Below are 11,409 nucleotides of genomic sequence, written 5' to 3'. Positions count from 1 at the left end.
ATGGAGTTTTCCCTTTTTGCACACATGGAACGGCTGAGCCCCGATCAACCCCATGAGAAGCTGTATGAAGAATTCATCGCGCTGTGTAAAATGGCCGATGAGGCGGGAATGCGCGCCGTCTGGACCGGCGAGCACCACGGGATGGACTTTACGATCGCGCCCAACCCTTTGATGTCTTTGGTCGATATCGCACATCACACCAAGAATGTGCGGCTTGGCACGGGTACAGTTGTTGCGCCGTTCTGGCATCCGATCAAACTGGCGGGCGAAACGGCTGCGGCGGACCTGATGACAGGCGGCCGTATCGAGCTGGGCATCGCCCGCGGCGCCTATTCGTATGAATATGAACGGATGATGCCGGGAATGGATGCCTGGGATGCTGGCCAGCGCATGCGGGAAATCGCGCCGCTTTTACCCCGGCTGTGGGCGGGTGACTGTGCCCATGATGGAGAGTATTTCAAATTCCCCGCCACCACCTCGGCCCCCAAACCGGTGCAACCCGGCGGGCCGCCCATCTGGATCGCGGCGCGGGATCCGAACAGTCATGAATTCGGTGTGCAGAACGGCTTCAACATTCAGGTCACACCGCTCTGGCAGGGCATGCATGAGATTGAAACGCTGATGGGCCGCTTTGAAGATGCGTGCGCAAACCATGAGGGGCCGCGCCCCAAGATCATGCTGCTGCATCACACTTACGTTGGCAGCGACGATGATGATCTGGGTCTAGCCACTCGGGAATTGTCGCGCTTCTACAACTACTTCGGGGCCTGGTTTCAAAACAAGCGGCCAGTCCGGCAGGGCTTGATCCAGACGTTGACGGATGAAGAGATTGCGGCCAACACGATGATGGCACCGGAAAACCTGGCGCGCGATCTGACTGTTGGAACCCCGGATGGGGTCACGGAACGTCTGAAACGTTATGAAGATCTGGGTTATGATGAGTATTCGTTCTGGATAGACAGCGGTATGAGTTTCGAACGCAAACGCGCATCGCTGGCCCGTTTCATCGACGACGTCATGCCAAAGTTTCAGTAAGGATCGATGATGCATCAGAAACCACATTTCCAGCTTTATATCGACGGCGCGTGGACCGGAGGGGCACGCGGGCAAGTGATGCATTCGCAAAACCCGGCGACGGGCCAAGAATGGTCCAGTTTCGCCTGTGCCGCACCCGAAGACGTTGACCGCGCCGTGTCCGCCGCGCGTCGGTCACTTGATGATCCCGCGTGGCGCGACATGACGCAAACCGCACGCGGCAAATTGTTGTTCAAACTTGCCGAACTGATCGAGGAAAACGCCGGACACCTGGGCCAGCTTGAGACCACAGACAGCGGCAAGCTGCTTGCCGAGACGGCAAGCCAAACAGCCTATGTCGGTGACTATTATCGATATTATGCAGGGCTTGCGGACAAGATCGAAGGGGCGGTTCTTCCGATCGACAAACCGGACATGCACGTCTTCACCAAGCGCGAACCGATTGGCGTGGTGCTCGCAATCGTCCCCTGGAACGCACAGATGTTCCTGACCGCGACCAAGCTTGGCCCCGCGATAGCAGCAGGCTGTTCGGTCGTGTTGAAGGCCTCTGAAATTGCGCCCGCTCCGATGCTGGAGTTCGCGCGGCTGATCGATGAAGCTGGCTTTCCGCCCGGTGTCGTCTCTGTCATTACGGGGGATGCCGAAAACTGCGCCATCCCGCTTACCCGGCACCCGGACGTGGACCGGATCGCATTCACCGGCGGCCCGGAAACAGCGCGCCATGTCGTGCGCAATTCGGCTGAGAACTTTGCGGTGACCACTTTGGAACTGGGCGGGAAATCCCCGATCATCGTTTTTGATGATGCCAATCTGGATGGCGCCGCCAATGGTTTGATTGCGGGAAACTTCGGCGCCTCGGGTCAAAGCTGCGTGGCCGGCTCGCGCGGGTTGATACATCGCTCGATACTGGAAGCGCTTGTTGACAAGATCGAAGAGAAGATGAAGGGCGTCGCAATCGGCGATCCATTGGAAACGGCCACCCATATTGGCCCGCTATGCACCACAGCTCAGGTGGAAAGAATTCAGGCGACTTTGGCGAAAGCCACAGAACAAGGCGCACGCATCCGCTTCGGGGGGAAACCTCTGGACCGGCCGGGCAACTTCATGGCCCCTACGCTGGTGGAATGTTCGAACCCAGAGACCGAGACGCTGAAGGTCGAAATGTTCGGCCCTGTAATGTCTTTGCTGCCATTCGACACGGAAGAAGAAGCGATCGCATTGGCCAACGACTCGCTGTTCGGGCTTGGGTCTGGCGTTTTCACTGAAAATGTTGCCCGCGCCCATCGGGTTTCATCCCGTCTGAAATCGGGAATTTGTTGGATCAACACGTATCGCGCGGTGTCCCCGATTGCTCCGTTTGGTGGCTACAATCAATCCGGCTATGGCAGGGAAGCCGGGATCGAGGCAATTCACGATTACACAAGGACCAAAACCGTCTGGCTAAATACGTCGGAACAGCCAATGTCGAACCCATTCGTCATGCGGTGACAAGATATTGTAGCATTGTTTTGTCAAAGGCGCCGGACTTTAGCGTCTAGGGTCATCTGAAAACCCTCTTGTAACTGTCCCAGCCAAATAGCTGCGTCTTCAAATCTCGTGCACGCAATATGGTCCGAATTTTGAGCCAGCATCTTTTCACCAATCTCGTCCTCAGAGTTTTGCGGGCGCACGAGGGAATTTCTGCAAAGAGATAATAATATCTGGTGCCCATCAGATGTAGTGACGAAGGCGGTGGGTCTGTTGTCGAAAACCTGCTCCGGTAGTCCAAACTGCGCGCATCGCAGGTCCCAGACGCCCACCTGCCGCTTTGGCTTGCCGGAGGCATGGCCACTGAGGTCGAAACACTGTGCCTGGCCCAAGCGGGATCGAACGCCTCAAAGCCGGCGCAAGAGCAACGGGCATATCGCAGGTCTAAACTCCGCCGTCGGTCAACGCCGCGATAGCATCCTTGACCCGCGCCGCGTGATCGCGGTCGGCCGCCGCTGAGTGTGGATCAGCAAAATGCCCGCTGTCATTGTCGAAATACAGCCCCGAGGCATTGGCAAATTCGTCCGACAGCGCGGCCCGTCGCAGGATATCAGCGCCGATCGCCAAGTCATTGCCGGCCATTCCAAAACCCTCTCGGACCATCTTTGAGGCCAGAAGCGAGCCAGGGTTGACCGCGACAAAGACTGGGCCCGTTGGGTGCGCGCGCGCCATTTCCCGTGACCAGATCGTGATAGCCAGCTTGCTTTGCGCATAGGCCTCCATGTCACTCAATTGCCGCTTACCGTGCATCGCTTCTACATCCACCGGCGCCTGCGCGGCCGATGAAAGGTTCACCACGCGCCCTTCGGCTGGGATGATCGGCAACAGCCGTCGGGTCAGCACATGGGGCGTCAGCGCGTTTACCACGAACCGAACATCCATCCCGTCGGCCCGGTGCGGGTGCGGAGTCTTGTAGACACCGGCATTGTTGATCAGAACGTCCAGCCGGTCGTGCCGGGCGCGCACGGTGTCAGCAAGCGCGGCGGCTTCGTCCAGATCGGAAAGATCGGCACGGAAGGTCTCGGGGTTGCCGCCAACCGTCTGTGCGGCGGCCTTCAGCTTGTCAGAGCTGCGTCCGTGCAGCAGCACGCGGTGACCTTCGGCCGCCAGTGTCTTGGCGGTCAACAGGCCGATGCCGTCGGTCGCGCCGGTGATCAGTATAGTCTTGGGCATTGAGGCCTCCTTGGGGATGAAATCAGTCGTGAAACTCGGGCAGGACCTCGCCGGCCAGCCGGTGCAGGGTGGGTTCGATCCCGGCCACGTTAAAGCGCAGGTTCAGTGCCACGTGGTTGATGCCCAAATCGCGGATCTCGTGCAGGTAGCGGCGCAGGTAATCGGTGCCGGCACTGAACCCAAGATGGATCGGGCGCGGCGGAGCGTCGGCTTGGTCCACCAGATCAACATAGAGCGACTGCATCACCGGTTTGTCGGGCAAGCCGGCCTGTGCCACGCGCGCTCGATAGTCGGCCACAACGCGGGACTGCGCCGCCGCACCACGCGGATAGGTCATCCAGCCGTCACCGTGGCGCGCCACCCACTCTGGCGTCTGCTGGCTGCCACCGGTGATGAGCAGCGGCAAGCGCCCGGCAGCAGGCTTAGGCAACATGTCGATACCACCAGAGAGGTCGCCTTGCGGGTTATCCAGTCGCGGGTAATCCTGCGCCATGGCGCGGATATAGGCGAGGCTGTCACGGAAGCGCGCCCCGCGATCAGAGAAATCCTTGTTCAGCGCCGGGTATTCCTCGGGACGATCCCCCGAGGCCACACCCAGAAGCAGCCGCCCGCCCGACAGCTGGTCGGCCGAGGCTGCCGCCTTGGCCACATGGGCCGGGTGCCGTAATGGCAGCACGATCGAAGCCACGCCAAGCGCGATGTCGCGCGTCGCAACACCCAGCGCGCCGAGATAGACGAAAGGATCGAACACCTGCCCCGCATCGCCGAACGAGGGCACGTTGAAGGGCACGTCTCGCAGCCAAAGCGCGGCAAAGCCCAGTTCGTCGGCCAGCGCGGCGCGCGCCAGATGGCGCGTCATAGTAGGTACCGGATCGTTGCGGTTTGCCTCGAGCGGGACCACAAGCCCAATGCTCAGCCTACCAGGGCGGAACACCGCGTTGAACGCGCGGTTGAGCGGCGCGAAGTTTGGCGTGTTGGATTTGTCCAGCATTTTCTGCCTTTCTCAGAACCGCACCAGCGCCCGGCTTTCCAGGCTTTTGCGGATGGTTTGCCGATCGGGATCTTCGGCAAGATCAATCGCGCTGTGGCCCACCGTTGGACGGCCGCGATTGTCGTAGATGTTGAACCAGACGATCTCGTCCGGCGTCATGCGCGACAGATACACCCAATCATGACGCGGATTGGCCGCCAGACCGAGGATACGACCGCGCCGGTCGGGATAGATCAAGTCGATGTCGATCCAGTCCGCGTCGTCCACGGTTGCGGGGCGGACGAAACCCAGCGGGGCGGTGTTGATCGGGTTTTCCACCGGCCGCCACAGGTTAACGAAGGCGTAATGCCCCGCCGCCCAATCGCGCGCCCGCTCGGGCCCGAGGATGTCCACCAGCCGCTGGTGCGCACCTTGCGGGCTCAGGTCGCTGTGCACGTTGCGCGCGGGGCGGCGGTTGGCTGCCGGGTCGTCAATGCGCAATGTGTGGTCGAAGAACAGCACCTCGCGCGCGCCGATCCGGTCGCAGAGCAACTCGGCCAGTTCGCGGTCGTAAACCTTTTGCCAGCCGAGGGATTCGAAACTGGTCACCCGCGTCGGTGCCACACCAAATTCGAACCCGTCAGAGACAAAGCTGGCCCCTGCTCGCCCGGCACGCAGATCGGTCAGCGCCACCTCGGTCGCGGCCAGTTCGGGCGAGACCAGATTGCCAGCGATGCTGTCCGCGTCCAGCACGAATGCCTGCGGCGCGGGCTTGTGAACATGATAATTGACGGTTCCGGTCCGGGTCATGAAAGCCTCCTTAGGGGTGCCGGCCCGGCATACCGGGCCAGAGCTGCATTCAGGCGAGGTCGTCCTGCCCCGCGATCAGGTAGTGATGGCTGACCGAGCCCTTGGTGCGGGCGGCCAGATGCGGTGCATAGGCCGAGTCCGCCATGAAGGCGCGGGCCGCCTCTTCCGAAGGCCACTCGATGATGATCCTCAGCCCGGCGGGCTGATCCTCGCCTTCCATCTGCGCGTGGGTCGCGGTACGCGCAAGATACTTGCCGCCATGTGCCGCCACGCGTTCGTTGGCGGTGGGCAGGTAGCCGGGGATCCAGTCCTCGGCGGTGGGGGTGACGTCCAGAACGGAATAATAGGTCATCGTGTATCTCCTTCGGGGTCAGAACCAAGCGACGGTGTCTTGCATCGTGCGGCGGGTCTTGGGAAATTCAGGATCTTTCGCGCGATGACCAAAGGCGAACATCACCGCCGGTTTCCATTTCGCGGTATCGACGCCGAAATGTTCGGCCAGCGTCTGCGTCGTTCGCTCCATGTCGAAGCCCTCGATCGGGCAGCTGTCGATCCCCATCAGCGCACCGGCGGTCATCATGTTGGCCAGCACGATATAGGCCTGCTTGCCCGACCAGTCTGTGATCTCGCGGTCAGAGGTGATCTTGTGATCCTCGGCCTGGAACTTGCCGTATGCGCCGTTGAAGATCTCGATCACTTCCTCGGGCAGCTGCTTCACTTGCCGGTAGTGGTCTTGCAGATAATCCGATCCGGCGCGCATCAGTTCGCCCGTCGCCGCAAGGATGATGCCGAAATGGCTGGCGGTGCCAAGCTGGCCGGTCGACCCGTTCATCATCCCGTTGGCACCCCATGAAAACTCGCGGAACAGCTCGCGCTTGTCGGGCGACTGGATCATCAGGATGCGGAAGGGCTCGTGCCCGAACGAGGTGGGCGACAGGCGGGCGGCCTCGAGGATCGTCTCGAAGTCAGCGTCGCTCACCTTGCGTTCAGGGTCGAAGATCTTGGTGGCATGGCGAGAATTGAAGGCCTCAATGATCTGCGCATTGATATCGGTCTTCACCTCGGTGATCGCATTCATTTTATGTCTCCGTTGGGGTGTGTGTCGGTGTGCACCTGACTTATCACTTGCAAGACCAAGAAAAAGATGGTGAAAAATAAGTTCAGTTTTCGCATTTTGGATATAATCAATATGGATACCGACAGCCTGCGCCTGTTCGTCATGGCGGCCGAACGGCTCAATATCAGCGCCGCCGGGCGCGAGCTTGGCCTTGCACCGGCGGTTTCGAGTGCCAGGCTGGCCAAGCTTGAGAACGAACTTGGCGTCGAGCTTTTGCACCGCACCACGCGCAAGGTGTCGTTGTCATTGGAAGGGTCGGAGTTTCTGCCTTATGCGCGTGAAATTCTCGCCCAGACGGATGCAGCGCGCGCTGCCCTCGGAGGCACGGATACCGGCCCCACAGGCACCTTGCGTTTCGCAGCCCCCAGCAGTTTTGCCCAGTTGCACATCATGCCGCTGTTGCCCGAGTTTCATCAACGCTATCCCGACCTGACGCTGGACCTACGACTGTCGGACAAGCCCTTCGACGCCATCGAGGGCAGTTTCGACCTAGCCCTGCGCAACGCGCCGCTGGCCGATAGCAGCCTCAAGGGGCGCAAACTTTCAGATGACATCCGCCTGCTCTGCGCTGCGCCGGAATATCTCGAGCGGCACGGAGTGCCTTCGAAACCTGAGGATCTGACGGCGCATCGCTTCATCGCGTGGGCCAATCTCGACCGGCGCGAACTGGTTGATCCTGCTGGTCAGAAGGCGGTCCTGAACCCGCGCGCGATGATCAGCCGAACCATCGTCGATGATGGCACCGCGCAACGCGAGGCAACGCTTGCCGGAGCGGGGCTTTCGATCAACTCACTCTGGAGCGTGGCCCATGAACTGCGCTCCGGGCGGCTCAGGCAGGTTTTGCCTGACTGGCGGCTGAATGATCATGCAGGGCTGTGGCTGATCTATCCGCGCTCGAACGTGCTGACGCCCAAGACACGAATCTTCATGGATTTTCTCGTCGAAAAACTCGGCGGCAGGTCAGGCACCGGCTGGGTCGAAGCGCAGCAGGACAGCTTGTAATCGTGCATCGCGTTCGCGGACAGGTGCAGTTCAAGTTTCGCAATGGTGATGGTGGCGGAGAGACAGGGATTCGAACCCTGGAGACGGTTTCCCGCCTACACACTTTCCAGGCGTGCGCCTTCGACCACTCGGCCACCTCTCCGTGCCGGCGATATTTGGACGAATGCCGTCGGATTTGCAAGGCCCCAATTCGACGAATTCAGGGGAATAGCGCAATTTAATCAATGCACCCACCGACGGGTGATCACAGGTCAACACGTGCTGCGATCTGGTCCCTCAGATCTCATCACCGGCATCCGGGTCCATATCCGCCTCGGTCAAATCCGCCGGAGCCTCTGCAACTTTGCGTGGCTTATCCTGCACAGGTGCGGAAGGCTCCTGCTTGCTCGGGTCAGATGCCCGCAGGGTTTCGGGATTTCGCAGCCAGACATCACGTTGTGCGAACGGAATCTCGATCCCTGCTTCCGAGAATCTACGGTTGATTTCATGGTTCATGTCAGATTTCACCGACAAAACCCAATTCACATCCCGCAGGATCGCCCGTATTTCAAAATCCAAGGAATCTGCTCCGAACCCCTGGAACACGACGCTTGGTGCCGGGTTGGCCAAAACCATCGGATGGCTGTTGGCGATTTCGCCCAGAATGGTTTCTACCAGACGCGTATCAGTTCCGTATGCAACACCCACCGGAACGATCACCCTCCCGATCGTATTGCCGCGGGTATAGTTCGTTACAACACCGCTGATCAGGTCAGAGTTCGGAACGATAACATCCGTCCTGTCGAACGTCTCGACCCGGGTCGAACGAACGGAAATGTCCTTAACATATCCCATCATGCCATTCACATCGATCCAATCCCCCTTGGAAATCGGACGCTCGACCAAAAGGATGATGCCAGAAACGAAGTTCGACACGATTGTCTGCAAACCAAAGCCGATGCCAACAGACAGCGCGCCAGCGACGATCGCCAGCGATGACAGATCAAAACCGGCCACCATGATTGCCACCAACGCGGCAAGGAATATGCCAACGTATCCCGAACCAGCGACAATCGCGTTTTGGCCACCCGGATCTATGTTGGTTTTCGGCAAAAGCGAATTGCGCAGCCCGCTTTGCAACAGACGCGTCAGCGTATAACCGATTGCAAACACGGCAACAAAGGTCAGAAAGTTGCTGGGCGAAATTGTGACGCCACCGATATCAAAACCAAGCAGCAGGCGCGACCATGCTTCCAGCAGATCGGTTTCCCGCGCACCCCAATAGATCGCCAGAATGGGAAGCGCCAAGATGGCCAATGCAAACCCGACCAGCACGGAAAAAAGCGAATCCCCTGCGGCTTCGCCCTGCCCGGTGACCCAACCGTAAATCTGACTGATGAACCGTTGCAGGATGACCAAGGCCCCGATCAGCACCAATGTCTTGACGGCAGGAAACACGATTGCTTCGGCCGCATTGGTGTATCCGAAAATAGCCAGCAAGGGAGACATGATCCCCAAAAGGAACAAAGCCCGGCGCAGGAACTCGACCAGTTGGCTGAAACCCGCGGAACGGGTCGAGGCAGCTTGATCCGGAGGCCCGTCAGTTGTTCGAATCTGACGTACTCGCAACAACAACAAAGCCGTCGCGACAATGACCGGGAAACTGACTACGGCGCGAGTCGCGTCGGAAATGTTTTCGATCCGTTCGAACAAAAACGCCAATTCGTGCAAAACCAGCATCAGGGCAAGCAGATCGATATACACGCGCAGTTCAGTGATGCGCGCAGCGGACAGACGTTTGAACCCTTGCGACGCGCCGATCACGTATACCTGGCGACCAATCCAGTCATAGAAAAACACGATCGCTGCCCAATACGGAACATTCTGAAGCAAAAGGCTGCCCCGCAGACCCGGAACGCCTGTGAGACTGATCGCCGTGACCACAGCCACCACACCGATCCATGGCAACAGAATTCGCAATAGTGAGATTACGAACGACCAAACCCCTGTCCCGGCCCCGCCGAGTAACCTCAGGTAGTCGCCTCCAAGTTCAGACCACCGTTTGCCAAAGATCAGCAGCACGGCTGAAATGACCAGAAGTATGAAGATTGCGAGCCCACGAGCGCGAATTTGCTCGCGCACGACATCTGAACGCAAATTCGTGATCGTTTCGTTTACCAGGCCTTGAACGGCCTCTTTGACATCCACCCATGCCGGACCCCAATATGCCGGGTTGATCGGCGAAGGGCCCTGTTCAAAGAACTCTTTTTTCTGGCGCGCGCGAAGGATCTGATCAATTTCGCTGATCAGCCCGTTCGCACGGCTATACGCCTCTTCGGATATGATGCGCGGAACACGCAGGCTGTTGAGCTGTTCCTCAAGATGCACGCGAAGATTTGCTATGTCTTCAGGTTCAGTCGTGTCCCCTTCGGGTTTGGGCCCCAACGCTTTTATCTGGCTTTCCAGCGTCGTTATACGGTCGGTATTCGCACCACGAGCTCGATTGAAGTCTTCCCTGTAACCATTTATTTCAGAACGTAAATTCTCCAGCGCAGCGTCAGACGCCCGGTTCGCCTCGATGACGGCTTCGGCCCGGCTCGCGGTTTTGACCCAGCCTTGGTAATACTCACTTTGACGATCCGTCAGCTGTGCAACAGCGCTATTCGAAAACCCGACAAAGCACAGGAATAGCAGGGTCAGAAACAGGCGGACCTGTCCAAGCATCACACGTCCTCGAAAACGCCGGGAATGCTGCGCGGTGCCTCGGTCATCCAATCCGGAACCGGAAGCTCTTTTTCACGCAGGAACTCGGGGTTGAACAGCTTTGATTGATAGCGTGTGCCATAATCGCACAGGATGGTTACAATGGTATGGCCGGGCCCCATTTCCTGGGCCATGCGCACCGCCCCTGCCATGTTGATCGCGGTCGAGCCGCCCATGACGAGGCCTTCGTCACGCAGAAGATCAAAGATGTAGGGCAGCGCTTCGTTGTCGGTGATCTGATAAGAAAAATCCGGCGTGAACCCCTCAAGGTTTTTGGTGATACGCACCTGCCCGATACCTTCGGCGATTGACCCACCTTCCATCGCGATCTCGCCTGTTGTGTAATACGAATACAGGCCAGCCCCCATGGGATCTGCAAGACCGATCTTGACGCCCTTGGGTTGCAAAACTTCGGCAACGCCTGCCAATGTCCCACCCGACCCGACCGCGCTGACGAACCCGTCAACTTTGCCGTCTGTCTGGTCCCAGATCTCGGGGCCCGTGGTTTCCACATGTGCCTGACGATTCGCCACATTGTCGAACTGGTTGGCCCAGATTGCGCCATTGGGTTCTGTCTGCGCCAATTCCTCGGCCAGACGGCGGGAATAGTGCACGAAATTGTTGGGGTTGCGATACGGGGCCGCGGGTACCTGAACCAACTGTGCGCCCGCCAGACGCAGCATATCCTTCTTTTCTTCCGATTGGGTCTCGGGGATAACGATAACCGTTTTGAACCCCATCGACGCACCGACCAAAGCCAGACCAATACCGGTGTTGCCGGCGGTGCCTTCCACGATGGTGCCGCCCGGTTTCAGATCCCCGCGTGCGATGGCATCTTTGATGATAAAAAGAGCAGCACGATCCTTTACCGACTGACCCGGGTTCATGAACTCGGCTTTGCCAAGAATCTCGCATCCGGTCTCTTCGCTGATACGGCGCAGCCGGATCAACGGTGTTTTTCCTACTGCGTCAGCAAGATCTCGTGCAATGCGCATGGTCGCCTCTTGTCATTTGGTATCTTCGAAGATTTACA

General features: G+C 58.9%; 10 protein-coding genes and 1 tRNA gene. 3 read left to right on the top strand and 8 right to left on the bottom strand.

Annotated elements, in window-relative coordinates; genetic code table 11:
- Together FIU92_RS06475 and FIU92_RS06470 are read left to right on the top strand one after the other, a co-directional pair.
- A complete protein-coding gene (locus tag FIU92_RS06475; RefSeq protein WP_152457788.1) occupies positions 1–1,035 on the top strand; it encodes an LLM class flavin-dependent oxidoreductase in 1,035 nt (344 codons plus the stop codon).
- 9 nt (positions 1,036–1,044) lie between these two features.
- Positions 1,045–2,523, top strand: coding sequence for an aldehyde dehydrogenase (locus FIU92_RS06470; RefSeq protein WP_152457787.1), 1,479 nt, complete (start codon positions 1,045–1,047; stop codon positions 2,521–2,523).
- Between the two features lie 423 nt (positions 2,524–2,946).
- On the opposite strand, the gene FIU92_RS06465 is transcribed toward FIU92_RS06470, so the two are convergent.
- From FIU92_RS06465 to FIU92_RS06445, 5 genes are read right to left on the bottom strand one after another with little or no spacing between them, the layout of a single operon-like run.
- A complete protein-coding gene (locus tag FIU92_RS06465) occupies positions 2,947–3,735 on the bottom strand; it encodes an SDR family NAD(P)-dependent oxidoreductase (RefSeq protein WP_152457786.1) in 789 nt (262 codons plus the stop codon).
- 22 nt (positions 3,736–3,757) lie between these two features.
- Entirely contained in the window at positions 3,758–4,726 is a 969-nt protein-coding gene (locus FIU92_RS06460; RefSeq protein ID WP_152457785.1) for an LLM class oxidoreductase, read from the bottom strand.
- 12 nt (positions 4,727–4,738) lie between these two features.
- Complete coding sequence (locus FIU92_RS06455) at positions 4,739–5,515, bottom strand: CmcJ/NvfI family oxidoreductase (RefSeq protein ID WP_152457784.1); 777 nt, start codon at positions 5,513–5,515, stop codon at positions 4,739–4,741.
- 49 nt (positions 5,516–5,564) lie between these two features.
- The gene (locus FIU92_RS06450; protein ID WP_152457783.1) at positions 5,565–5,867 is read right to left on the bottom strand and encodes a DUF1330 domain-containing protein; all 303 of its coding nucleotides are present in this window, start codon (positions 5,865–5,867) and stop codon (positions 5,565–5,567) included.
- Between the two features lie 18 nt (positions 5,868–5,885).
- Positions 5,886–6,593 (bottom strand): NAD(P)H-dependent oxidoreductase, encoded by a 708-nt coding sequence (locus FIU92_RS06445; protein WP_152457782.1) that lies wholly within the window; start codon positions 6,591–6,593, stop codon positions 5,886–5,888.
- A 111-nt stretch (positions 6,594–6,704) separates the two neighbouring features.
- On the opposite strand from FIU92_RS06445, the gene FIU92_RS06440 reads away from it, so the two are divergent.
- On the top strand, positions 6,705–7,634 hold the full coding sequence (locus FIU92_RS06440; RefSeq protein ID WP_152457781.1) for a LysR family transcriptional regulator: 930 nt from the start codon (positions 6,705–6,707) through the stop codon (positions 7,632–7,634).
- A 52-nt stretch (positions 7,635–7,686) separates the two neighbouring features.
- Here the strand turns inward: FIU92_RS06440 and FIU92_RS06435 are convergent.
- From FIU92_RS06435 to FIU92_RS06425, 3 genes are all read right to left on the bottom strand, one after another.
- Positions 7,687–7,776 (bottom strand) — tRNA-Ser (locus FIU92_RS06435).
- 134 nt (positions 7,777–7,910) lie between these two features.
- Positions 7,911–10,337, bottom strand: coding sequence for a DUF3772 domain-containing protein (locus tag FIU92_RS06430; RefSeq protein ID WP_152457780.1), 2,427 nt, complete (start codon positions 10,335–10,337; stop codon positions 7,911–7,913).
- Complete coding sequence (locus tag FIU92_RS06425; RefSeq protein ID WP_152457779.1) at positions 10,337–11,371, bottom strand: cysteine synthase A; 1,035 nt, start codon at positions 11,369–11,371, stop codon at positions 10,337–10,339. The genes FIU92_RS06430 and FIU92_RS06425 overlap by 1 nt, the downstream gene beginning before the upstream one ends.
- Between the last annotated feature and the right edge of the window lie 38 nt (positions 11,372–11,409).

The organism is Ruegeria sp. THAF33 (assembly GCF_009363615.1).
Classification (GTDB): Bacteria; Pseudomonadota; Alphaproteobacteria; order Rhodobacterales; family Rhodobacteraceae; genus Ruegeria.
The sequence above is the reverse complement of the archived record's forward strand: the minus strand, read 5'-3'. Positions and strand labels throughout refer to the sequence as shown.

Excerpts from the sequence above, each read along its gene's own strand:
- FIU92_RS06430 (WP_152457780.1), bottom strand. The coding sequence starts at position 10,337 with ATGCTTGGACAGGTCCGCCTGTTTCTGACCCTGCTATTCCTGTGCTTT.
- FIU92_RS06450 (WP_152457783.1), bottom strand. The coding sequence starts at position 5,867 with ATGACCTATTATTCCGTTCTGGACGTCACCCCCACCGCCGAGGACTGG.
- FIU92_RS06455 (WP_152457784.1), bottom strand. The coding sequence starts at position 5,515 with ATGACCCGGACCGGAACCGTCAATTATCATGTTCACAAGCCCGCGCCG.
- FIU92_RS06465 (WP_152457786.1), bottom strand. The coding sequence starts at position 3,735 with ATGCCCAAGACTATACTGATCACCGGCGCGACCGACGGCATCGGCCTG.
- FIU92_RS06475 (WP_152457788.1), top strand. The coding sequence starts at position 1 with ATGGAGTTTTCCCTTTTTGCACACATGGAACGGCTGAGCCCCGATCAA.
- FIU92_RS06460 (WP_152457785.1), bottom strand. The coding sequence starts at position 4,726 with ATGCTGGACAAATCCAACACGCCAAACTTCGCGCCGCTCAACCGCGCG.
- FIU92_RS06445 (WP_152457782.1), bottom strand. The coding sequence starts at position 6,593 with ATGAATGCGATCACCGAGGTGAAGACCGATATCAATGCGCAGATCATT.
- FIU92_RS06440 (WP_152457781.1), top strand. The coding sequence starts at position 6,705 with ATGGATACCGACAGCCTGCGCCTGTTCGTCATGGCGGCCGAACGGCTC.
- FIU92_RS06470 (WP_152457787.1), top strand. The coding sequence starts at position 1,045 with ATGCATCAGAAACCACATTTCCAGCTTTATATCGACGGCGCGTGGACC.
- FIU92_RS06425 (WP_152457779.1), bottom strand. The coding sequence starts at position 11,371 with ATGCGCATTGCACGAGATCTTGCTGACGCAGTAGGAAAAACACCGTTG.